The sequence below is a fragment of the Pseudomonas sp. Soil_N_39 genome, assembly GCF_057655955.1.
Genome location: NZ_JBDGLI010000007.1, coordinates 185388 through 206761, shown reverse-complemented (window position 1 = coordinate 206761; position 21374 = coordinate 185388). Strand labels below are relative to the sequence as shown.

At 59.9% G+C, this 21374-nt stretch carries 20 protein-coding genes and 1 pseudogene; 13 read left to right on the top strand and 8 right to left on the bottom strand.

Annotation, left to right across the window (positions count from 1 at the left end; genetic code table 11):
• The first annotated feature begins 147 nt into the window (after positions 1 to 147).
• The gene (metH, locus tag AC3A5O_RS13155) at positions 148 to 3858 is read left to right on the top strand and encodes a methionine synthase (RefSeq protein WP_354336888.1); all 3711 of its coding nucleotides are present in this window, start codon (positions 148 to 150) and stop codon (positions 3856 to 3858) included.
• Positions 3859 to 3988: 130 nt separating this feature from the next.
• Here the strand turns inward: metH and AC3A5O_RS13150 are convergent, their stop codons facing one another.
• Positions 3989 to 5467 carry a hypothetical protein gene (locus AC3A5O_RS13150; RefSeq protein WP_487753264.1) on the bottom strand — a complete coding sequence of 493 codons (1479 nt, stop codon included), beginning with the start codon at positions 5465 to 5467 and terminating at the stop codon, positions 3989 to 3991.
• Positions 5468 to 5694: 227 nt separating this feature from the next.
• On the opposite strand from AC3A5O_RS13150, the gene AC3A5O_RS13145 reads away from it, so the two are divergent.
• Entirely contained in the window at positions 5695 to 5913 is a 219-nt protein-coding gene (locus AC3A5O_RS13145) for a DUF2970 domain-containing protein (protein ID WP_487753263.1), read from the top strand.
• A gap of 86 nt (positions 5914 to 5999) precedes the next feature.
• On the opposite strand, the gene AC3A5O_RS13140 is transcribed toward AC3A5O_RS13145, so the two are convergent.
• The gene (locus tag AC3A5O_RS13140; protein WP_487753262.1) at positions 6000 to 7139 is read right to left on the bottom strand and encodes an ABC transporter substrate-binding protein; all 1140 of its coding nucleotides are present in this window, start codon (positions 7137 to 7139) and stop codon (positions 6000 to 6002) included.
• Between the two features lie 503 nt (positions 7140 to 7642).
• Here AC3A5O_RS13140 and AC3A5O_RS13135 point away from each other — a divergent pair.
• Together AC3A5O_RS13135 and AC3A5O_RS13130 are read left to right on the top strand one after the other, a co-directional pair.
• Positions 7643 to 9301: a nitrite/sulfite reductase gene (locus AC3A5O_RS13135; protein ID WP_122568191.1), complete on the top strand. Its 1659-nt coding sequence runs from the start codon at positions 7643 to 7645 to the stop codon at positions 9299 to 9301.
• Positions 9285 to 9779: a DUF934 domain-containing protein gene (locus AC3A5O_RS13130; protein WP_053121484.1), complete on the top strand. Its 495-nt coding sequence runs from the start codon at positions 9285 to 9287 to the stop codon at positions 9777 to 9779. The genes AC3A5O_RS13135 and AC3A5O_RS13130 overlap by 17 nt, the downstream gene beginning before the upstream one ends.
• Before the next feature lie 336 nt (positions 9780 to 10115).
• Here AC3A5O_RS13130 and sohB read toward each other — a convergent pair whose 3' ends face one another.
• Positions 10116 to 11147 (bottom strand): protease SohB, encoded by a 1032-nt coding sequence (gene sohB, locus AC3A5O_RS13125; RefSeq protein ID WP_122568189.1) that lies wholly within the window; start codon positions 11145 to 11147, stop codon positions 10116 to 10118.
• 226 nt (positions 11148 to 11373) lie between these two features.
• Here sohB and AC3A5O_RS13120 point away from each other — a divergent pair, with 226 nt between their 5' ends.
• From AC3A5O_RS13120 to AC3A5O_RS13105, 4 genes are all read left to right on the top strand, one after another.
• Complete coding sequence (locus tag AC3A5O_RS13120) at positions 11374 to 12084, top strand: histidine phosphatase family protein (RefSeq protein WP_305470495.1); 711 nt, start codon at positions 11374 to 11376, stop codon at positions 12082 to 12084.
• 51 nt (positions 12085 to 12135) lie between these two features.
• On the top strand, positions 12136 to 12453 hold the full coding sequence (locus tag AC3A5O_RS13115) for an SCP2 sterol-binding domain-containing protein (protein ID WP_122568187.1): 318 nt from the start codon (positions 12136 to 12138) through the stop codon (positions 12451 to 12453).
• Between the two features lie 216 nt (positions 12454 to 12669).
• Positions 12670 to 14388 carry a hydrogenase maturation protein gene (locus AC3A5O_RS13110; protein WP_487753261.1) on the top strand — a complete coding sequence of 573 codons (1719 nt, stop codon included), beginning with the start codon at positions 12670 to 12672 and terminating at the stop codon, positions 14386 to 14388.
• A 271-nt stretch (positions 14389 to 14659) separates the two neighbouring features.
• A complete protein-coding gene (locus AC3A5O_RS13105; RefSeq protein WP_305470493.1) occupies positions 14660 to 15523 on the top strand; it encodes a LysR family transcriptional regulator in 864 nt (287 codons plus the stop codon).
• Positions 15524 to 15672: 149 nt separating this feature from the next.
• Here the strand turns inward: AC3A5O_RS13105 and AC3A5O_RS13100 are convergent, their stop codons facing one another.
• Positions 15673 to 15915, bottom strand: a complete 243-nt coding sequence (locus AC3A5O_RS13100; RefSeq protein WP_122568184.1) for an HP1242/YdcH family protein — start codon at positions 15913 to 15915, stop codon at positions 15673 to 15675.
• A 217-nt stretch (positions 15916 to 16132) separates the two neighbouring features.
• Between AC3A5O_RS13100 and AC3A5O_RS13095 the strand changes: the two genes are divergently transcribed.
• Entirely contained in the window at positions 16133 to 16654 is a 522-nt protein-coding gene (locus AC3A5O_RS13095; RefSeq protein ID WP_305481332.1) for a DUF4142 domain-containing protein, read from the top strand.
• A 98-nt stretch (positions 16655 to 16752) separates the two neighbouring features.
• On the opposite strand, the gene AC3A5O_RS13090 is transcribed toward AC3A5O_RS13095, so the two are convergent.
• Both AC3A5O_RS13090 and AC3A5O_RS13085 read right to left on the bottom strand, forming a co-directional pair.
• A complete protein-coding gene (locus AC3A5O_RS13090) occupies positions 16753 to 17538 on the bottom strand; it encodes a pyrroline-5-carboxylate reductase family protein (RefSeq protein WP_305470491.1) in 786 nt (261 codons plus the stop codon).
• Positions 17528 to 18232, bottom strand: a complete 705-nt coding sequence (locus AC3A5O_RS13085; protein WP_122568181.1) for a TetR/AcrR family transcriptional regulator — start codon at positions 18230 to 18232, stop codon at positions 17528 to 17530. The genes AC3A5O_RS13090 and AC3A5O_RS13085 overlap by 11 nt, the downstream gene beginning before the upstream one ends.
• 653 nt (positions 18233 to 18885) lie before the next feature.
• Here AC3A5O_RS13085 and AC3A5O_RS13080 point away from each other — a divergent pair.
• Positions 18886 to 19085 (top strand): annotated as a pseudogene (locus tag AC3A5O_RS13080) (2Fe-2S iron-sulfur cluster-binding protein); the annotation flags it as partial.
• Positions 19086 to 19155: 70 nt separating this feature from the next.
• On the opposite strand, the gene AC3A5O_RS13075 reads toward AC3A5O_RS13080, so the two are convergent.
• A complete protein-coding gene (locus AC3A5O_RS13075) occupies positions 19156 to 19596 on the bottom strand; it encodes a hotdog fold domain-containing protein (protein ID WP_122568180.1) in 441 nt (146 codons plus the stop codon).
• Positions 19597 to 19758: 162 nt separating this feature from the next.
• On the opposite strand from AC3A5O_RS13075, the gene AC3A5O_RS13070 reads away from it, so the two are divergent.
• From AC3A5O_RS13070 to AC3A5O_RS13060, 3 genes are all read left to right on the top strand, one after another.
• Positions 19759 to 20379, top strand: coding sequence for a TetR/AcrR family transcriptional regulator (locus tag AC3A5O_RS13070; protein ID WP_122568179.1), 621 nt, complete (start codon positions 19759 to 19761; stop codon positions 20377 to 20379).
• 133 nt (positions 20380 to 20512) lie between these two features.
• Positions 20513 to 20776 (top strand): hypothetical protein, encoded by a 264-nt coding sequence (locus AC3A5O_RS13065; RefSeq protein WP_003203536.1) that lies wholly within the window; start codon positions 20513 to 20515, stop codon positions 20774 to 20776.
• Between the two features lie 9 nt (positions 20777 to 20785).
• A complete protein-coding gene (locus AC3A5O_RS13060) occupies positions 20786 to 20944 on the top strand; it encodes a small membrane protein YohP (RefSeq protein WP_487753260.1) in 159 nt (52 codons plus the stop codon).
• Positions 20945 to 21078: 134 nt separating this feature from the next.
• Here the strand turns inward: AC3A5O_RS13060 and AC3A5O_RS13055 are convergent, their stop codons facing one another.
• Positions 21079 to 21351 (bottom strand): ribbon-helix-helix domain-containing protein, encoded by a 273-nt coding sequence (locus AC3A5O_RS13055; protein WP_122568411.1) that lies wholly within the window; start codon positions 21349 to 21351, stop codon positions 21079 to 21081.
• Positions 21352 to 21374 lie beyond the last annotated feature (23 nt).

Here is a 21374-nt window from a genome sequence, read left to right as displayed (position 1 = left end):
CCCTAAGAGATAATCCACCGATTCTACCGGGCCAGCATCGCCTTGCAAACATGAGCGATATTCATGCAAAAGTCCCTCATGATCAAATCCTACGCAGGTTTGCTATTATCCCGGCCTTCGTAATGGTCTTTTTTTCCAGGTAGTCCTATGTCCGATCGCAGCGCTCGCCTTTATCTTCTCCAGCAAGCCCTCAAGGAACGCATCCTGATCCTCGACGGCGGCATGGGCACGATGATCCAGAGCTACAAACTGGAAGAACAGGACTACCGCGGCAAGCGTTTCGCCGACTGGCCGAGCGACGTCAAAGGCAACAACGACTTGCTGGTGCTTAGCCGTCCCGACGTGATCGGTGCCATTGAAAAAGCCTACCTGGATGCCGGCGCCGACATTCTGGAAACCAACACCTTCAACGCCACCCAGGTGTCCCAGGCCGACTACGGCATGCAGGGCCTGGCCTACGAGCTGAACCTGGAAGGCGCGCGCCTGGCCCGCCAGGTAGCCGACGCCAAGACCCTGGAAACCCCGGACAAGCCGCGCTTCGTCGCTGGCGTGCTCGGCCCGACCAGCCGCACCTGCTCGCTGTCGCCGGACGTGAACAACCCCGGCTACCGCAACGTGACCTTCGACGAACTGGTGGAGAACTACACCGAGGCCACCAAAGGCCTGATCGAAGGCGGCGCCGACCTGATCCTGATCGAGACCATCTTCGACACCCTGAACGCCAAGGCGGCGATTTTTGCCGTGCAAGGCGTCTACGAAGAACTGGGCGTCGAACTGCCGATCATGATCTCCGGCACCATCACCGACGCCTCCGGCCGCACCCTCTCCGGCCAGACCACCGAAGCCTTCTGGAACTCGGTGGCCCACGCCAAGCCGATCTCCGTGGGCCTGAACTGCGCCCTCGGCGCCAGCGAATTGCGCCCGTACCTGGAAGAGCTGTCGAACAAGGCCAGCACCCACGTCTCGGCCCACCCCAACGCCGGCCTGCCCAACGAATTCGGCGAATACGACGAACTGCCGGCCGAGACGGCCAAGGTCATCGAAGAGTTTGCCCAGAGCGGTTTCCTGAACATTGTCGGCGGCTGCTGCGGCACCACCCCGGCGCACATCGAAGCCATCGCCAAGGCCGTGGCCGGCTATGCGCCACGGCAGATTCCGGAAATTCCCCGGGCTTGCCGCCTGTCGGGCCTGGAACCGTTCACCATCGATCGCAGCTCGCTGTTCGTCAACGTTGGCGAGCGGACCAACATCACCGGTTCCGCCAAGTTCGCCCGGCTGATCCGCGAGGACAACTACACCGAAGCGTTGGAAGTGGCCCTGCAACAGGTTGAGGCCGGCGCCCAGGTGATCGACATCAACATGGACGAGGGCATGCTCGATTCGAAGAAGGCCATGGTGACCTTCCTCAATCTGATTGCCGGCGAACCGGACATTTCCCGGGTGCCGATCATGATCGACTCCTCCAAATGGGAAGTGATCGAGGCGGGCCTCAAGTGCATCCAGGGCAAGGGCATCGTCAACTCCATCAGCATGAAAGAAGGCGTCGAGCAGTTCATCCATCACGCCAAGCTGTGCAAGCGCTACGGCGCCGCCGTGGTGGTGATGGCGTTCGACGAAGCCGGCCAGGCCGACACCGAGGCGCGCAAGAAGGAAATCTGCAAGCGCTCCTACGACATCCTGGTCAATGAAGTCGGCTTCCCGCCGGAAGACATCATCTTCGACCCGAACATCTTCGCCGTCGCCACCGGTATCGAAGAGCACAACAACTATGCCGTGGACTTCATCAACGCCTGCGCCTACATCCGCGACGAACTGCCGTACGCGCTGACCTCCGGCGGCGTGTCCAACGTGTCGTTCTCGTTCCGCGGCAACAACCCGGTGCGCGAGGCGATCCACTCGGTGTTCCTGCTGTATGCGATCCGCGCGGGCCTGACGATGGGCATCGTCAACGCCGGCCAACTGGAGATCTACGACCAGATCCCGGTGGAACTGCGCGACGCCGTGGAGGACGTGATCCTCAACCGCACCCCCGAAGGCACCGACGCCCTGCTCGCCATCGCCGACAAGTACAAGGGCGACGGCAGCGTCAAGGAAGCCGAAACCGAGGAATGGCGTGGCTGGGAAGTGAACAAGCGCCTGGAGCATGCGCTGGTCAAGGGCATCACCACCCACATCGTCGAAGACACCGAAGAATCGCGACTGTCGTTCGCCCGGCCGATCGAGGTCATCGAAGGCCCGCTGATGGCCGGCATGAACATCGTCGGCGACCTGTTTGGCGCCGGCAAAATGTTCCTGCCCCAAGTGGTCAAGTCCGCCCGTGTGATGAAGCAGGCCGTGGCCCACCTGATCCCGTTCATCGAGGCGGAAAAAGGCGACAAGCCGGAGGCCAAGGGCAAGATCCTGATGGCCACGGTCAAAGGCGACGTCCATGACATCGGCAAGAACATCGTCGGCGTTGTGCTCGGTTGCAACGGCTATGACATCGTCGACCTTGGCGTGATGGTGCCGGCGGAGAAGATCCTGCAGGTGGCCAAGGAGCAGAAATGCGACATCATCGGCCTGTCCGGCCTGATCACCCCGTCCCTGGATGAGATGGTGCATGTGGCGCGGGAGATGCAGCGCCAGGACTTCCATCTGCCGTTGATGATCGGTGGCGCCACCACCTCCAAGGCCCACACGGCGGTGAAGATCGAGCCCAAGTACAGCAACGACGCGGTGATCTACGTCACCGACGCCTCCCGTGCCGTGGGCGTGGCGACGCAGTTGTTGTCCAAGGAGCTCAAGCCGGCGTTCGTCGAGAAAACCCGCCAGGACTACATCGACGTACGCGAACGCACGGCCAACCGTAGCGCCCGCACCGAACGCCTGAGCTACCCCGCCGCCGTGGCCAAGAAGCCACAGTTCGACTGGAGCAGCTACCAGCCGGTCAAGCCGACTTTCACCGGTGCCAAGGTGTTGGACAACATCGACCTGAACGTCTTGGCCGAATACATCGACTGGACACCGTTCTTCATCTCCTGGGACCTGGCCGGCAAGTACCCGCGCATCCTCACCGACGAAGTGGTCGGCGAAGCGGCGACCGCACTGTACGCCGATGCCCGGGCGATGCTGCGCAAGCTGATCGACGAGAAACTCATCAGCGCCCGCGCCGTGTTCGGCTTCTGGCCGGCCAACCAGGTGCATGACGACGATCTGGAAGTCTACGGCGACGACGGCAAGCCACTGGCGCGCCTGCATCACCTGCGCCAGCAGATCATCAAGACCGACGGCAAGCCGAACTTTTCCCTGGCCGACTTCGTCGCGCCGAAGGACAGCGGCGTGACCGACTACGTTGGCGGCTTCATTACCACCGCCGGCATCGGCGCCGAAGAAGTCGCCAAGGCCTACCAGGAGGCCGGCGACGACTACAACTCGATCATGGTCAAGGCCCTGGCCGACCGCCTGGCCGAAGCCTGCGCCGAGTGGCTGCACCAACAGGTGCGCAAGGAGCATTGGGGTTATGCCCAGGAAGAGAGCCTGGACAACGAGGCGCTGATCAAGGAGCAGTACACCGGCATACGCCCTGCCCCCGGCTACCCAGCCTGCCCGGACCACACCGAGAAAGCCACCTTGTTCCGCCTGCTCGACCCCGAGGCCAGCGAACTGAAGGCCGGGCGCAGCGGCGTGTTCCTCACCGAACACTACGCGATGTTCCCGGCGGCAGCGGTCAGCGGCTGGTATTTTGCCCATCCCCAGGCGCAATACTTCGCCGTGGGCAAGATCGACAAGGACCAGGTCCAGAGCTATACCGCGCGTAAAGGTCAGGACTTGAGTGTGACGGAGCGCTGGTTGGCGCCGAATTTGGGTTACGACAACTAAGTTCGCGGGGATTGGCTATGCTCTCCACACACGACCTTGCGTATGGAGAGCATCATGGACGAACCGTCTGAAAACAAGGCGCCAACCCTCTGGCAAATGCTGCACATATGCAAGACGTATAACGTCCACTCTACCTCTTGACTGAAATTGCGATATTAATGGGTACCTTCCAGCTGGTGAGATCCGGGCTTCTGGCTTCAAGTTTCAGGAGCCCATTGTAATAACCTGCCAGTCCCGGATTATCCGCAGGGTTATATCTTATCCGAAGACTCATTGCCCGTTTGCTCTTACAATTAGTCACATTCATGTTTGTTTCGCAGACCCCTCGTACCCGCTGCCCCTGCAGTACCACGGCAACATCGCTTCCTCCCGCACTTCGCAATGGCACATTCAATCGAGTCCAGGTACTGTTTGGAATCGGTATTAATTCAACGGGCCCCACAGATGAGTTCAATGCAACGACACCCGCTGGGAACAAGGAAATATCGGGCAATGGAATGTCCAGTTCCGATATCGCTTCTGTTGGCGCCCCAGATGGACTGACAAGCATCATACGCAGCCCTGGCAGCTCTGCATTATAACCAGTCAGACGCGTGGTATTTTCCCGCCAAACTCGAGCCATATCGGCAGTTTTTGCATTACCCAATGGCAAACCATGCGCATCAAGGACATCAGGCGTCGAATAATAAAAAGCACGATCGCCATAACACAGATTGGTTTTGGTCTTGCCGTTGTCATGGCCGAAATTATAGTTGACCCCATCTTGAAGGAAGCAGTGATGCCCTCCAGCGTTGTGCCCTATTTCATGAGCGAACGTCGTGGGTGCCCACCAAGCATTAACACTTGTGTATCCTGGTCGATACGCCCTACCCGCCTCGGCGTCTGATCCGGTAATGGCGGCACTGACATCGGTTTTGTATAACGCTCTGTAAGGACTTAAAAGGCTTTGCCAATTACTCAGCCCTTCAGACGACGTGTCAAGAACCCTATTGCTGTTATCAAATACAGTAACCGCAGCAAGTCTCAGGGACACGTCGGTTATCCGAGAATTGCGTAGGCTGAGATTAACAGTTTCAGTTTGTGCTAACGCATAAGCTATCGCATCGGCGTCCAATTTTCCGAGAACGTAAGGTATGTAAGCAAAAAGAATATCGACATACCGATGCTCCCCTGCTTTTTTCGAATCGAGGCCCATTGGCTCGCCTGATTCGATTACATCATTTCCCCGGGCGTCGGCATCGGTAATTGGCTCCTCAGTAAACGTGCTTTTGCCTTGAGCATTGACCGTCAACAAACCGCGCTTGTCGGGAGAATTGACTATTACAGTCACGGAACCGCTAGGTGACCGGACCACCACCAATGAGCCAGTATCACCGTCACGAGTATATAAATTGCCGCTTTCTACCGTATAACCCTGCTCAACCTTGATCGCCGAACGCTCAAAGCGTGCGCTACCGATCACATCGGCATACACGCTGGAAGACGTTGCTTGTGGCGATTCCTCACGACTATTGGTTGTCGCGCTGACGAGGCTGGGTAGAGCGAGCGCAAACGCAAGCGCAGCCAAACGGGAAAAACCCGCTGCTGCGAACGAATTTCCAATGTTCATTGCGTAGTCCTTGTATGACAAGAACCGTGAGGCTGATCCCATTACACCTGGACAGCCACTGTCAGAAATGACAGTGGCGACGAGAGGTTCACAAGATTTGGATTCCGCTATTCACCTCGGCCGGAGCAAACACCTTGAAGGTCAACGCCAGTCGTTGACGATTGGGCTACCGCAGGCTGCGATCTTTTGTCTATGCTTGTCCCAAACACATGGCAGACGAGGGATTTATGGACGATCCAGTCGACAACAAGCCGCCAACCCTCTGGCAAATGCTCCACAGCGTGGGAGCGGCGGCCTTTGGCGTGCAAAGCGGCAAGAACCGCGCCCGCGACTTCACCCACGGCAAACCGAGTCACTTCATAGTCCTCGGCATCCTGTTTACGATGGTTTTCGGGTTGACGTTGTATGGGATCGTCAATTTGGTGCTGTACTTTGCGGGTGTATAGAACGTATCTGCACAGTATGGAACTCGGTCTCTTTCGAACCGAAACAGTCACATTGCCCGTCTCCCCTCCCGTACTGAGCCGCCGTACTAGCGACGCCCCAGCGCATCGAGCGAAAAGGCATAGCGCTCGCCATCCGGGTGGGACACCAGGCTGAAGCGCTTGAAGTCCAGGCGGTAGTCCTTGGCGGGATTCATGTTCAACCAAATGCGGGCGCGGGCCGGATCGAGGGATTGCATCAGGTCGACCTGCTGGTTGTAGCCGCCGTGGCGTGCGAGGTCGACGCCTCGGGCGTGATCATGGAGCAGCACCATGGCAAAGCCACCCAAGCTGAAATGACCGGTGAACAGAACGCTCAAGCGCCCGTCGATACGTGCCTGGAGGGCCGCCCTGGAGCTGTTCATCGCGCTGAACAACACATCCTTGCCTGGCTGGCGACCTGCCTCCTCGAACGCCTGCATGACACCCAGGGCCATTTCATCGTTGGCCGACCAGACCAGCTCGGTCCGCGGATAGCGCTTGACCAACTGGCTCGCCTGATCATGAGCCCGTTCGCGACTCCACTCGCCATAGACCAATTGACGCAGATGCACTTGCGGGTGCTCGGCCAACGCCCGGAGCAGGCCTTTCTCGCGCAGTTGCGCCGAAGGGGTGAATTTCCTCCCGGAAAAGGCCAGCAAGTCGAGCGTCTGCCCAGGCGCCAGCGGCCCGTATTGGCGCAAGAGTTCCTTGAGCATCAGGTAACCACTGCGTTCGTCGTTGGGCACCAGGCTGCCTAGCAGCTCGGGAGGCGGGTTACCGCTCTCTGCCAGCAGGCGACTCTGGTCACTGGTCAAGGTGTTGTTCACCAGGAACAGCTTGACCCCACTGCCCTGCGCCAACTGCAAGATTCGCGGGGCGACATACTGTTCGTTGACCAATACCAGGTAGTCTGGACGGTCTTTCGCCGTGACGGCTTCGCGTGCCTGGCGAATCATCGCCTGGGGATCGCGCTCGGCATATTCCACGCGCAGCCGCAAACCCAGTCCGCTTGCCGCCGCTTGCATGAATTCGGTGTAGTTGACCCAGAAGGGCTCGGTGGAGTGCCCCGGGTTAAGGAACACGACTGAAGGGGCAACCGACCCGGCGGCCAAAACCTCGGCCGAAGCAGACACCGCACTGGCGGCCTGGGCTTGAGCCCAGAATGACAGGCATAACAGCCCAAATAGCCTGCAGATAAACTTCGACATCCCGCCCGCCCCGAATAATACGCCACCCAGTATAACGACCCGGGTGGCGAACGGGCACATGAACACGAGACCTTCATGTGGCCTGCAACGGCTCGAACTTATTGATGACTGACCCAGAATACTGCGGTGCCCACCACCAGGATAATCAGGAACAAAATGGCCCAGGCATCAACAGTACTGTCGCTTTTCCTTGCTTTGGTCGGATTGCTCATTGCATCGCCTCTTGTCGGTTTTGTAGGTGATTGCATAGGGACTCGACCACAGTTAAGACGATGATTGCCCGTACGACAAATGTGGGTTAGGCAATAATCAATCTCATTAGTCGATTTGGTTCTTTACATATACTCAAACATCACTTTTGCGCATAACTCAAAACAGGTATCTTGCACCGGCTCCCCTAGGAGTGCGCGGCCGTGCGCGCAGAATTGCCGAGGCAGAACCCGATTCCAGCGAGCCAACATGCAGCTGTTTCTGATCGGCCCAAGCCTGAGACCGAGACTTATATGTACGTATATGACGAGTACGATCAGCGAATCATCGAGGACCGCGTCAAGCAGTTCCGTGATCAGACCCGACGCTATCTGGCAGGCGAGCTGAGCGAAGAAGAATTCCGCCCTCTGCGCTTGCAGAATGGCCTGTATATCCAGCGCTTCGCCCCGATGCTGCGCGTGGCTGTGCCTTACGGCCAGTTGACTTCGCGCCAGGTGCGCAAGCTGGCGCAAATTGCCCGTGACTATGACAAGGGCTATGCCCACATCAGTACCCGGCAGAACGTCCAGTACAACTGGCCGGCCCTGGAAGATGTGCCCCAGATCCTGGCCGAGCTGGCCACCGTGCAGATGCACGCGATCCAGACCAGCGGCAACTGCCTGCGCAACGTCACCACCGACCAGTTCGCCGGTGTCGCGGCCGACGAGTTGATCGACCCGCGGCCATGGTGCGAAATCGTTCGCCAGTGGACGACGTTCCACCCGGAATTCGCCTACCTGCCGCGCAAGTTCAAGATCGCCATCAACGGCTCGACCTCGGACCGTGCGGCCATCGAAGTCCATGACATCGGCCTGGAGACGGTCTACAACGCGGCCGGCGAGCTGGGCTTCCGTGTATTGGTGGGCGGCGGCCTGGGGCGTACCCCGGTGGTCGGCGCGTTCATCAACGAGTTCCTGCCGTGGCAGGACCTGCTGAGCTACCTCGATGCGATCCTGCGGGTGTACAACCGCTACGGCCGGCGCGACAACAAGTACAAGGCGCGGATCAAGATCCTGGTCAAGGCCCTGACCCCTGAGGTGTTCGCCGAGAAGGTCGAAGCCGAGATGGCTCACCTGCGTGGCGGCCAGACCACCCTGACCGAGGCCGAAGTGCATCGCGTCGCCAAACACTTCGTCGACCCGCAGTACAAAGCGCTGGGCAACCAGGACGCAGAGCTGGCGGCCCTCGACAAGGAACACCCAGGCTTCGCCCGCTGGCGCACCCGTAACACCCTGGCCCACAAGAAGCCGGGTTATGTCGCGGTGACCCTGTCCCTGAAGCCGACCGGCGTCGCGCCGGGCGACATCACCGACAAGCAACTGGACGCCGTGGCCGACCTGGCCGAGCGCTACAGCTTCGGCCAACTGCGCACCTCCCACGAGCAGAACATCATCCTGGCGGACGTTGAACAGAGTCAGTTGTTCACCTTGTGGGGCGAGCTGCGCGAGCAAGGCTTCGCCACCCCGAACATCGGCCTGCTTACCGACATGATCTGCTGCCCCGGCGGCGACTTCTGCTCGCTGGCCAACGCCAAGTCGATCCCTATCGCCGAATCGATCCAGCGTCGTTTCGACGACCTGGACTACCTGTTTGACATCGGCGAGCTGGACCTGAACATTTCCGGCTGCATGAACGCCTGTGGTCACCACCACGTCGGCCACATCGGCATCCTGGGCGTGGACAAGAAAGGCGAAGAGTTCTACCAGGTCTCCCTGGGCGGCAGCGGTAGCCGCGACGCCAGCCTGGGCAAGATCCTCGGCCCGTCGTTTGCTCAGGATGACATGCCTGACGTGATCGAGAAGCTGATCGACGTGTACATCGAGCAACGTACCGAAGACGAGCGCTTCATCGACACTTACCAACGTATTGGCATCGACCTCTTCAAGGAACGCGTCTATGCAGCGAATCATTAAGAACAACGAGGTCATCGACGAAACCTGGCACCTGCTGCCCAAGGACGCGACCTTCGATGGCATCTCCAACTGTGACGACCTGATCGTGCCCTTGGCCCTGTGGCGCGATCATGCCCACGCCCTCAAGGCCCGCGACGGCGGCCTGGGTGTGTGGCTGGACGCCGACGAGGAAGCCGAGGAGATCGGCGACGACGCCAATCAGTTGCAGGTCATCGCCCTGAACTTCCCGGCCTTCACCGACGGACGTAGCTACTCCAACGCCCGCCTGCTGCGTGACCGCTATGGCTTCAAGGGTGAACTGCGGGCGATTGGCGACGTGCTGCGTGACCAGTTGTTCTACATGCGCCGTTGCGGTTTCGACGCCTTTGCCTTGCGCGCCGACAAAGACCCTTACGAAGCCCTCGAAAGCCTCAAGGACTTCTCGGTGACCTACCAGGCTGCCACTGACGAGCCGCTGCCACTGTTCCGTCGTCGCTGAAACAGCCCCATGAAAAAGCCCTGATCCGGGTGTGCCGGTTCAGGGCTTTTTTGTTTTCGGTGTCTTGAGTCCACCACCGCCCCCTGTGGGAGCGAGCCTGCTCGCGATGGCGGTGGGTCAGCTTGCATCTCTGTTGGATGTGCCGCCGCTATCGCGAGCAAGCTCGCTCCCACAAAGAGATAGCGGTGAGCCCGGCGCTTCAGCCCACCTCAGACCCACTGTGGGAGCGAGCTTGCTCGCGATGGCGGTGGGTCAGCTTGCATCTCTGTTGGATGTGCCGCCGCTATCGCGAGCAAGCTCGCTCCCACAGGGGTTAGCGGTGAACCCGCTCCCGAATTACCAGAACCGCTGCTGGGTCAGGCGGCTCCACCAGCTGAGCAGCACGCGATCCACCGAACCACTGGCCGCCATGCCAATGCGTTCCTGCAGGCTTTTGCGTTCGGCGTAGTGCAGGTGGTACAACTCGGCGCCCTTGGCCCGTTCGGCCAGGTACTCATCGCTGGTTTTCAGCTCGTCCACCAAATGTTTGCCCAGCGCCGCGACACCCAGCCAGACTTCACCTGTCGCCACTTCATCGATGGCCAGTTGCGGGCGATAGTTGGACACGAAGTTCTTGAACAGCTCATGGGTGATGTCCAGGTCTTCCTGGAATTTCTCCCGGCCCTTCTCGGTGTTTTCGCCGAACACCGTCAACGTGCGTTTGTATTCGCCGGCCGTCAACACTTCGAAATCGATGTCATGTTTCTTCAGCAGACGGTTGACGTTGGGCAATTGCGCGACGACGCCGATGGAGCCCAGGATCGCAAAGGGCGCGCTGATGATCTTCTCGCCGATGCACGCCATCATGTAGCCGCCGCTGGCCGCGACCTTGTCGATGCAGACGGTCAGCGGCACGCCGGCCTGACGGATTCGCGCCAGTTGCGACGAGGCCAGGCCGTAGCTGTGGACCATGCCGCCGCCGCTTTCCAGGCGCAGCACCACTTCATCCTTGGGCGTTGCCAGGGTCAGCAGCGCGGTGATTTCATGACGCAGGCTCTCGGTGGCCGAGGCCTTGATGTCACCGTCGAAGTCCAACACGAACACCCGTGGCTTGGCCGCCGGCTTGTCCTTGCTTTTTTTCCCGGCCTTTTCAGCCTTGCCTTCGGCCTTGCGCAGGGCCTTGAGCTGATCCTTGTCCAGCAGCGTCTGCTCCAGGCGCTCGCGCAGCCCCTTGTAGAAATCGTTGAGTTTGCTCACCTGCAACTGGCCGGACGACTTGCGCCGCCCCTTGCTGCGCAGCGCAGCAAAACTGGCCAGCACCACCAGGATGGCGATCACCAGCGTCACGGTCTTGGCCAGGAAACCGGCGTACTCGATGAAAAACTCCACAGCAACTCCTTAAATGCAATGCGCCACTGAACGCAGGCGCGTAACGGTCCCAGCATACCCATGCGCCTGCGCCGCGACCAGCCAAGAAACCTATGGTTACCTTGACGCGAGCGAGGCAAGACAAGGCTGCAACGGACATTTCAAACAAGCGTATGTTTTTTCATTGACAGCTCACCGCCATCCCCATAACCTCGCCAAACCTTCAACGTACCGGGATGACGCGGACGTGGGCAGTATCTATCTGATTCGACATGGCCAGGCCTCCTTTGGTGCGGACGACTACGATGTCCTCTCGCCCAATGGCGTACGTCAGGCGCAAGTGCTCGGCGGCCATCTGGCCGAGCTCGGTGTCGTATTCGACCGCTGCCTCTCGGGTGACCTGCGGCGCCAACAGGATACCGCCGTCGGTGCGCTGGGCCAGATGTCCGCCGCCGGCATGCCGGTCCCCGAGCTGGAAATCGACCCGGCGTTCAACGAGTTCGATGCCGACGCGGTCATTCGCGCCCTGCTGCCGGACATGCTCCCTCAGGAGCCCGAGGCGCTGCATATCCTGCGCAACGCCGCGCAGAACCGCGCCGAATTCCAGCGCATCTTCGTGCTGATCGTCGAGCGTTGGCTCAGCGGCCGGTATGACCCACCCGGTCTCGAAAGCTGGCTGGGGTTCGTCGAGCGGGTCCAGGCGGGCCTGCAGCGCATCCTGGAGCAAGCCGACAGCACCCACAAGATCGCCGTGTTCACCTCCGGCGGCACCATCACCGCCCTGCTCCACCTGATCACCCAGATACCGGCCCGACAGGCCTTCGAACTGAACTGGCAAATCGTCAACACCTCGCTCAACCACCTGAAATTCAGGGGCCGCGAGGTGGCCCTGGCTTCCTTCAACAGCCATGCCCACCTGCAACTGCTGAAGGCCCCGGACCTCATCACCTTTCGCTGAGTCCGGATTACTGTAGACCCTTGCTGTACCACCCAAATAAGGATCGAAACCATGACCTCCGTAGCCGACGCCGTACAAGCCATGAAAGCCAAGTTCAACCCAGCCGCCGCTGCCGGCCTGGACCTGGTATTCGGTTTCAACATCACCGACGAGGACAAGCAGTACGCCCTGATCGTCAAGGACGGCACCTGCGAACTGCAGGAAGGCGAGAATGTCGATGCCAACTGCACGCTGATCATGGACAGCGAAACCCTCAAGGGCATCGTCAGCGGCGATACCGATGGTATGCAGGCATTCATGGGCGGCAAGCTGCGCGTTGAAGGCGACATGATGCTGTCGATGAAACTGTCCGAGCTGTTCCCAGCCTGAGATTGAGTTCGCCTTCCTCGCGAGCCCTTTGATTGCAAACGAATCCCGCCCCCGTGGCGGGATTCGTGTTTTTGCCCTTCCTTGATTTCGCCCCGTACACAACCTTGATCCCTGTCAGTTCCTGCGCGTCCTCCAACCGCTAACGTAGCGCTTCCATCAAGGCCAGGGACGGCTCATCGGGAGCCTGCGCCCGCTCATCTCAAGGAAGAGAGACTCATGCCCCCACTGAAGATCATTCTGCTGTCCAGCGCATTCAACGGCCTGACCCAACGTGTTTGGCTGGACCTGCGCGAGGCCGGTTATCGCCCCAGCGTGGTGCTGTTCACCGATCCGGCCTCGGTCTGCCGACAAATCGAAGAAAGCGGCGCCGACCTGGTGATCTGTCCGTTTCTCAAGGACCGCGTACCCGAGCAGTTGTGGCGCAACCCACGGCGGCCGGTGGTGATCATTCATCCGGGGATTGTCGGCGACCGCGGTGCCAGTGCCCTGGACTGGGCGATCACCCGGCAACCCGAGCGCTGGGGCGTCACCGCTTTGCAGGCGGTGGAGGAAATGGACGCCGGGCCCGTGTGGGCCACCTGCGAATTCGACTTGCCCAAAGGCCTGCGCAAATCGGAGCTGTATAACGGCCCGGTCAGCGACGCGGCCATTCGTTGCATCCGCGAGGTCGCGGAAAAATACCTTGGTGGTTTCGTCCCGGTACCGTTGGACTATGGCCGCCATGACGTGATCGGACGCCTGCAACCGAACATGACCCAGGACGATCGCAGCTTCAGCTGGCACGACAGCACCGGTTTCATCAAGCGCAGCATCGACGCCGCGGACGGTCAACCCGGTGTGCTCGCAAGCCTGGCCGGCGAACAGTTTTACCTGTACGACGCCCACCCGGACGTTCGCCACGGCCTGCCCGGCGAGCTGTTGGCCGTACGTGACGATGCGGTGCTGGTGGCAACCGGGGATGCCAGCCTGTGGATCGGCGCCCTGCGCCGCAAACCGCAGTTCGGCGAACAGACCTTCAAGCGCCCGGCGCGCCATGTACTGTCGAGCCGCCTCGAAGGCATCCCGGTGCTCGACAGCTCCCTGGCCCGTGAGCCGTTCAGCGACGAGCCCTATCAACCCATTCGCTACCGGGAATGTGGCCATGTCGGAGAGCTGACGTTCGAGTTCTATAACGGCGCGATGAGCACTGAGCAATGCCAGCGCCTGGTGGCGGCATTGCGCTGGGCCAAGTCCCGGGACACTCAGGTGCTGTTGGTTCGAGGCGGGCGCGGCAGCTTTTCCAACGGCGTGCACTTGAACGTAATCCAGGCCGCCGCCGAACCCGGCCTGGAAGCCTGGGCCAACATACAAGCCATCGACGACGTTTGCCTGGAGTTGTTCAGCGCCCGGCAACTGGTGGTCAGCGGCCTGACGGGAAGCGCCGGGGCCGGTGGTGTGATGCTGGCCCTGGCCGCCGATATCGTGCTGGCGCGCCGTGACATCGTGCTCAATCCTCATTACGCGACCATGGGCCTGTACGGCTCTGAATACTGGACCTACAGCTTGCCCCGCGCGGTCGGTCCGGACATGGCCTGGAAACTCACCCAGGACTGCCTGCCCATCAGCACGCTACAGGCGTTGCGCTACGGCATGATCCAGGAGATCGGTCCGCGTTGCCCCGACGAGTTTGGCTTGTGGTTATTGCAACGAGCCAACCGCGCGCTGCTTGATCCGACCTATGAAAGCATCCGGGTGCGCAAGGCCGAACGAAGCCTGTCGGCGATCCAGGCGTGTCGCGATGACGAACTCGCGCAGATGCGCCGCGACATGGTGGACAATCGTCACGGCTTCGCCGACAAGTGCCGTCGTTTCGTCTTCAAGCACAAGGCCTGCGGTACGCCCGAGCGCCTGGTCGCGCCCTGGGCGCGGACAAAACAGGTCCAAGCCGTCGATTAACAGCCGGTATCGAGATAATACTGTTCACTCAAGAACAACGATGCCCCCTGTGGCGAGGGGATTTATCCCCGTTGGGCTGCGCAGCAGGCCTAAAGCAGTGAACTCAATCTCCCTGGCACATCGCGCTGCCTGGTTTTGGGGCCGCTGCGCAGCCCAGCGGGGATAAATCCCCTCGCCACAATGAATCGAAAAAGCCTTGTGAACGGTACTACGGTATCGGGGAAGGCTTGGCAGCTCTTACAATGCCCGCTTCCCCCGCATCGGCCTGAACATGGACATCGACCTCGCCCGCACCTTCCTGGAAATCGTCCGCCACGGCAGCCTCGCCGCAGCGGCCGAAAAGCTGCACGTGACCCAGACAGCGATCACCGCCCGGGTCCAGAAGCTCGAAAGCCAGCTCGGCTGTGCGCTGTTCGTGCGCAACCGTGCCGGCGCGCGCTTGACCGCCGACGGCGAGGCCTTTGTGGTTTACGCCAACCAGTTGGTGCAAACCTGGGAAGCCGCCCGCCGGGACTTGCCACTGCCCGAAGGCTATCGCAACGTCCTGCATCTGGGAGGCGAGGTCAGCCTGTGCAACCCCTTGATGCTCGCCTGGGCCAGAGAACTGCGCCAGAAGATCCCCGGTCACGCCCTGCGCATGGACATCCGCGACGGCGAGAAACTGCTGCAGCAGTTGGAACTGGGCCTGCTGGATGCGGCGGTGGTCTATCAGCCTGAATACTGGCCGCGCCTGCAGGTGGAACAGCTGCTGGAAGAAAAACTCATCCTGGTGCGCCTGGCCGCCCGTCCCGAGCCCTACGTGTACATCGACTGGAGCGCGGACTTCCGGCGCCAACACGACACCGCGCTGCCAGACAAGGCCAAGGCCGCCGTGACCTTCAACCTCGGCCCCCTGGCCCTGCAATACATCCTGGAAAACGGCGGCAGCGGTTACTTCCGCACGCGGGTCGTGCAGAGCTACCTGGACAGCGGCATCCTGGAGCGGGTGCCCAAGGCACCGGAATTCAATTACCCGACCTACCTGGTCTACTCCCGCGATCGGGATTCAGCGGCATTGCAGCAGGCCTTCGAAGTGCTGCGAGAGATCGCCAAGACCGGCAGCGACTGGTCGCAGCGCTGGGATCCATTGACCTGACAGGTTGGGCGACAAGGCATGGGAACCGTTGTGGCCAGAGCTTGCCCCCGTCCGAGTGCGCAGCGCTCGCAAAACCCAGGGGCAGCTACGCAACCCAGCGGGAGCAAGCTATGGCCACAACAGCCCTTCGCGAAACGAAGGATCGGGTTCTATCGCTCGCTCTGCATGTGAGACACGATCTCGTCCTTGATCAGCAATCGCTTCTTCTTGAGCGCCTCCAGAACCTCGGCGGGCAGCGCGGCGGAGGACGGCTTCTCGGCGTCGACCACCTCGGCATCCAGTTGAGAATATTTTTGAAGTAACGAGTCGAGCCTTGGATTCTCGCTGCGTTTTTGCTGAATTTGATCTTTGGTGTAGTTGAGATCCTGGCACAAATCGTGGGACACCGGCATGGAACACCTCCTTTGATGGATCGGTGGCAGGCGTGCTTTCAACGCCCGTCGATTATCAGGATGGCCTCGTTGACGGGGTTCTGTCGACCGCCAATCCGACCAGCGGTGACCGTTCGTCGTACCGCATCGCTTGGCGATCAAACCTTTGCCTGGGCACAACCCTCCATTGATCAGAGACGACAAGAATCGCTCGTTCAACCTGTATGGAGACTCACCTATGGACACATTTATCCTGCGTCAACTCGGCCTGGCAGTGGCCCTGAGCACCAGCATGGGCATGGCCTGGGCCGCGACGTCCAACGACTTCGTCGACGAGGCGGCGGTCGGTGGCATTGCGGAAATCGAAACCAGCAAACTGGCTTTGGAAAAAAGCCAATCGGCGGACATCAAGACGTTCGCCAACACGATGATCACCGACCACACTAAGGCCAACGAAGAGCTGAAGGCGCTGGCGAAAAAACATGACATCGAAGTGCCCGACGACACCACGTTGATGAAGAAAGCCAAGGCGAAGATTCTCGAGGTGCGCGATGAGTCCTTTGACGCGGCCTTCGCAAACAATCAGGTCAAGGCTCACGAAGAAACCATCGAGCTGTTCAAGAAAGAAGCCAACACCGTTACCGACGACAAGAAAGCTGGCAACACCGAACTCAAGGCGTTCGCCCAAAAAATGCTGCCGGCCCTGCAACACCACCTGGAGGAAGCCAAGAAACTTCAGGCGGCCCATCCAAGCAAGTAACGGCTAGCCCGCCCCTTGAGCGGCCATAGGGCTCGCTCAAGAAAAAACGGCGCTTCTCCCAAGAGTGGAAGGCGCCGTTTTCGTACCCCACACTTTTATCAGGCCTCAAGCCCCTTGCGCGCAACCGCAGCGCCCGCCTGCAACGCCCTGCCAACCTGCCCTTCGAAATCCCCCAGGCTCATCACCTGCAAGGCAGCGGCCGTGACACCCCGGTAGGCCACCAAGGCGTCGATCATCTGCTGGGCGTCACGGCTCGCCAGCAACTGGCTGCTGTTGACCACGACACTTTTCGCCGCCAGCTGTGCGATGTCGCCGGGTATGCCGGCCTGCATCGCCTGATTAGCCAGCGCCGTCATCAACAGGGCCGGAAAGGCCGGGCCAGTGCCCGAAAGCGCAGAGAGGTAATCAATGAAATCTTCTTTCTCGACCTCAGCCGCAGTGCCCACACATTCGAACACCTGCTGCACGAGGCTTTTCGTCGTCGGCGCTATCGCGCCAAAGCCATACCAAGGGGTAAAGGACTGCTCGATTTCCACCGCCGCGTTGGGCATCGCCCGCACGACCGCTGAAGCCGAGGTCTGCGCAGCAATCGCCTGCGCCGTGATCCCGGCCATCAGGGAGATCACCGTTTTACCCGTCGCATCGATGCCCAGGCTGGCGAAATGCTCGGGGCGAACCGCGAGGATCACCACGTCGCTGCGATCCACCAGGTCCTGATTGTCCGTGACCAGGCAAGCACCTTGTTGAGCCAACGGATGGTTGCCCGAGCGATTGGAAATGATCAGGTTTCCCGCCGGCACCAGTCCCTTCGCCAGGACCGCCTTGGCAATCGCACCGCCCAACCAGCCAGTGCCGCCAATGATCCCCACGGTCTCAGTGATCATCGCCGTTGCTTTCGAACGTGTCGGTCAAGGGCACAAAGACCCCGGATTCTTTTTCGGCATAGCCGAACTTCCCGTAGAAACGATCCAGCTCACGCTGCTTGGGGACTTTGCCGGTGAAGATGCTCACGTAATGCGGGATGCGCTGGAAGCGCACGGTGATCAACTCAGTCGTGTTCATGGTAATGTAGCCGATCTGCGTCAGGTAGATCGTTCGGGCCCGTGTATCAGCCCCCTGGTTGTCGTAGCCAAAGCGCTTGAACATGTTCGCCAGGGCGTTCATTCGCTGCTCGTCCACCACCGCCACCTCCTGGGCCACTTCAGCGGACTGAAGCGCCCAACTGCGCACGGCGAACTCAAACTGCGAGTCGAACAGCTGCGGGTTGAGCCAGCACTCGAACACATTCAGGATCGCCTCGGAAATGCTCTCGGCATAGCTTTCACTTTGCCGTATCAACCCCCCCGTGTTGGTCTCCCGCCAACGCGACAGCAACGCAGCCAGCAGTTGCTCGCGGTCCTCGAAAAACCAGTAGAAGCTGGTGCGTGACAAACCCAGGCGCTTGGCCAGTGGCATGACCCGGACCGCATCGATGCCCGACTCCTTCAGGGCCTCGTAGGCGGCTTCCAGCCAACCCTCCGGCGAGCCTCGCCAGCCCGCGTCCTGGGCCTTACTACGGGCCTTCCCTACCTGCGGCATCGTGCGCCTCCGTCTTCGAATACGTGATAGAAATGTACCCTGATGATCTCTTAATGTACACATGAGTACATTTCATTGACCCGACAGTCCTCAGCGCTTAAAGACCAGCAGTATGGAGCCCGACCACCGTTCCAGTCGAACAAGCCGGACGCAGGCATGAAACAACATCTCCGTGAGGCGCGCTTGGTTGTATCTCCAAGAGGCAAGGACTCTAAAACAACAACGAGCCGCCATTATGATTTTTTTGCTGAACACCGCCGAAAGAACTTCGCCATCCGGCCAAAGAATGCCGGAACGACTGCCTTTGTCATACCGCTCATCTGTCATCCACTGCCCAAATCCAGATAACGGCCAACGCGAGTTCATCGTGCAGGCGCTCTGTGCCGCTTGAACCCTTGGCCCACGGATATCAACCATTTGAAGCGAGGCCATCGATGCTCGAGCCAGGACAGAACCTAGCCCCGCCAGGTAATGCATCGCCAAGCGATAACAGCACTTCAAGCCTGCCGTGCGATTGGGTCAGCCATCCAATCCCGTGCCCGGGTGGTTGCGGTTGTTGTACCTGTCGGCCGGTTCCGGCGTAACGCCCATGATGTCGATGACCCGGGCCGCCCGCGACATGGTCGGCAATCTTGACATCGTGTTTGTGCACCAATCAGACCGCGCTGTCTGCCACCAAGAAAGCCCGCCCTCCTCCTGCAGCCAGGGTGTTTGTGGCACCTGCAAGACCGTCCTGCTCCAGGGTACGGTGGAGATGAACCACAACGGCGGCATCAGGCAACGGGAAATCGACAAAGGCCTGCGCTTGCTGTGCTGCAGCAAGCCCACTTCTGATTTGGTTCTCGATCTTTAGCCTTGCCTCAAGCGTCAGCCGCTTCCGTCAGTGGCTGGGGAAACGGTCGACGCTTGATGGACCGGGCGACCTAGCCGACTTTCACGTTCATGGTGATGCGCGCCGTGAAGACCTTCACACCACCCTCGTCGAAGATCTCGACCGGGACAACCTTGTCCCCCGAGGTCTGCCAATCGATGTCGCTACCGTCGGCAATGGCGTGGATAGATGTCTTGGCCTTGGCCAGGTATTCGACGGTCATGCCCTTAGGGATCCAGCGGGCACCACTGGGGATGGACACCTCGGTCATCATGCCGCCCGCCAGTTCTGCCGCGTTGCACAGCGCGATCGCGTGAACGGACGCCAGGTGATTGGTGATTTCCTTGCGAAACGGCACCCTCACTTCACCGCGCCCGGGTGCCAACACCGAAATTTCCGGGTTGATGGTGCCGAAGTACGGTGCCATCTGGCAGGCCATATTGCTGAAGGCGGACGGACCAACGCTTTGGTACATGCTGAGAGTCTGGCTCATGGGGTATCTCGGGTCAGGTGGCTGAAGTCATGAACAGAATATTACTCTTTTACAGAATACTACTCTGTTACAGAACATTATTCTGTATATGTCCACCCTGTCAATCGCTCGTGTCGAGTCTGCGTTTCAATTACCATGGCCCCTTTTTGACTGGGCCGAAAAATGGAACCTGTCGATCTCCTCGAGCGCTGCTACCCAGGGCGTCGTGCCGAGTCCAAGCGGCACATCCTCCGATGTGCCCTGGCGCTGTTCAATCAACAGGGCATAGAAGCAACCACCATCGACATCATCCGTGCCGAAAGCCAGATGAGCGTGGGGGCCATTTATCACCATTTCGAGAACAAGGAAGGCTTGGTCGCGGCGTTATACATGACAGCCCTGGATGATCAGGCGCGGCTCAGGGACAGCTACCTTGGCGCTGTCACGTCGACCCGCGAATGGGTGCATGCCCTGGTGTTTAGCTACGTGGATTGGGTGGTCAGCCAACCCGACTGGGCACGATTCCAGTACCAGGCGCGCTTTGCAGTGGCGCGCAGCAGCTTCAACGAACGGCTCGCCGAGGCGAATCTGGCCAGGAACGCCGCACTCAAGAAATGGTTCAGCGACCCGGCCCACCAGCAGGATTTGCAGGACCTGCCTTTTGAGCTGATCCCGTCACTGATCATCGGTTCTGCGGAGAGCTACTGCCGTGCCTGGCTCTCTGCCCGCGTCAAACGCAACCCTGAAGCCTACCGGCAGCAATTGGCCGAGGCCGCCTGGCGCGCCGTTGGCGCCGGCGAGTGAGCCATTCGTCCTGCGTTTTTCCCGATCCCGCCATACTCGCCACTTATCAATAAATCTCAAAAACAGCCAAACACGGCCGATACCCAGGATAAGACCCCGCCACTGGGGCGCAGGACGGAACGGTAGGTCAGTTATGACAGAGATTTATTTGCTGATAGCGCACGGCACGGATCAGGGCGAAGCTTACGTGCTGGGCTGGTTCGATGACCGGAGCAAGGCCCGGGAAGTGGCCGAGCAGAAAGAATGGGAGGCGTACCGCGCCAGCCTGAAGGAAAAACATCCATGGTCCAGCCACAAACCATTGGCACCGGACCAGACGGACTATCGCCGCTACTGGATCAAGACCATTTCAAAATTCGAGCATGTGCCAGTGCCAAGGTCCTTTGCGGTTCATTGATCACCACGAATGAATATTCAACGAAACGAGCGTTATCGGTGGCGGTCTAGACGATTAAGCCCATCCGATGAGAGCGTGATTATGTTGAAATTCCTTGGCGGCACCGTAGGTATCATTTTCCTGATTGGCCTGATAGTGGTGATTGCGCTGTTCAAGTTCATTTTTTGAACGTGGCAGCGGCGGTCTTTGGCTCGGCTCTGTAGGAGGTGGCGAAGCCTGCGATTTTTTGATCTTTCGCTTGGGACTCAAGTGGCTAGGGAAAGATCGCAGCCTCGTTGCACTCGTCAGCTCCTACACGGCTGCTACAGGCTTAACGGGGTTTGGCTCTGTAAGTTCGCGGACCTCATCCTCACCCTTACTTTGGCCCGTAGGGATTCAAAGTAGTCGCCATTCACTGGAACAGTGGGAGCCGACTCGGCCCCGTCCAATACCAAGCCACGCTGGTGCTGCCGATTCTGATCCTTGCGAATCAGTTCCCGTACATATTCACTACGGGTACTGTAGCCTCGCTGCCTAACCTGATCGTCTATGAAGGATCTGAGAACGTCCGGCAGGGTGATGTTCGGGGTAGTCATGGCTTCGACTGCTTTTGACAAAC

What these genes read in the sequence shown, in the direction of transcription:
- AC3A5O_RS13060 (WP_487753260.1), top strand. Translation starts at nt 20,786, where the DNA reads ATGAATATTCAACGAAACGAGCGTTATCGGTGGCGGTCTAGACGATTA.
- AC3A5O_RS13095 (WP_305481332.1), top strand. Translation starts at nt 16,133, where the DNA reads ATGGACACATTTATCCTGCGTCAACTCGGCCTGGCAGTGGCCCTGAGC.
- AC3A5O_RS13135 (WP_122568191.1), top strand. Translation starts at nt 7,643, where the DNA reads ATGTACGTATATGACGAGTACGATCAGCGAATCATCGAGGACCGCGTC.
- metH (WP_354336888.1), top strand. Translation starts at nt 148, where the DNA reads ATGTCCGATCGCAGCGCTCGCCTTTATCTTCTCCAGCAAGCCCTCAAG.
- AC3A5O_RS13110 (WP_487753261.1), top strand. Translation starts at nt 12,670, where the DNA reads ATGCCCCCACTGAAGATCATTCTGCTGTCCAGCGCATTCAACGGCCTG.
- AC3A5O_RS13065 (WP_003203536.1), top strand. Translation starts at nt 20,513, where the DNA reads ATGACAGAGATTTATTTGCTGATAGCGCACGGCACGGATCAGGGCGAA.
- AC3A5O_RS13145 (WP_487753263.1), top strand. Translation starts at nt 5,695, where the DNA reads ATGGACGATCCAGTCGACAACAAGCCGCCAACCCTCTGGCAAATGCTC.
- AC3A5O_RS13075 (WP_122568180.1), bottom strand. Translation starts at nt 19,596, where the DNA reads ATGAGCCAGACTCTCAGCATGTACCAAAGCGTTGGTCCGTCCGCCTTC.
- AC3A5O_RS13115 (WP_122568187.1), top strand. Translation starts at nt 12,136, where the DNA reads ATGACCTCCGTAGCCGACGCCGTACAAGCCATGAAAGCCAAGTTCAAC.
- AC3A5O_RS13130 (WP_053121484.1), top strand. Translation starts at nt 9,285, where the DNA reads ATGCAGCGAATCATTAAGAACAACGAGGTCATCGACGAAACCTGGCAC.
- AC3A5O_RS13055 (WP_122568411.1), bottom strand. Translation starts at nt 21,351, where the DNA reads ATGACTACCCCGAACATCACCCTGCCGGACGTTCTCAGATCCTTCATA.
- AC3A5O_RS13150 (WP_487753264.1), bottom strand. Translation starts at nt 5,467, where the DNA reads ATGAACATTGGAAATTCGTTCGCAGCAGCGGGTTTTTCCCGTTTGGCT.
- AC3A5O_RS13085 (WP_122568181.1), bottom strand. Translation starts at nt 18,232, where the DNA reads ATGCCGCAGGTAGGGAAGGCCCGTAGTAAGGCCCAGGACGCGGGCTGG.
- AC3A5O_RS13090 (WP_305470491.1), bottom strand. Translation starts at nt 17,538, where the DNA reads ATGATCACTGAGACCGTGGGGATCATTGGCGGCACTGGCTGGTTGGGC.
- AC3A5O_RS13070 (WP_122568179.1), top strand. Translation starts at nt 19,759, where the DNA reads ATGGAACCTGTCGATCTCCTCGAGCGCTGCTACCCAGGGCGTCGTGCC.
- AC3A5O_RS13105 (WP_305470493.1), top strand. Translation starts at nt 14,660, where the DNA reads ATGGACATCGACCTCGCCCGCACCTTCCTGGAAATCGTCCGCCACGGC.
- AC3A5O_RS13140 (WP_487753262.1), bottom strand. Translation starts at nt 7,139, where the DNA reads ATGTCGAAGTTTATCTGCAGGCTATTTGGGCTGTTATGCCTGTCATTC.
- AC3A5O_RS13100 (WP_122568184.1), bottom strand. Translation starts at nt 15,915, where the DNA reads ATGCCGGTGTCCCACGATTTGTGCCAGGATCTCAACTACACCAAAGAT.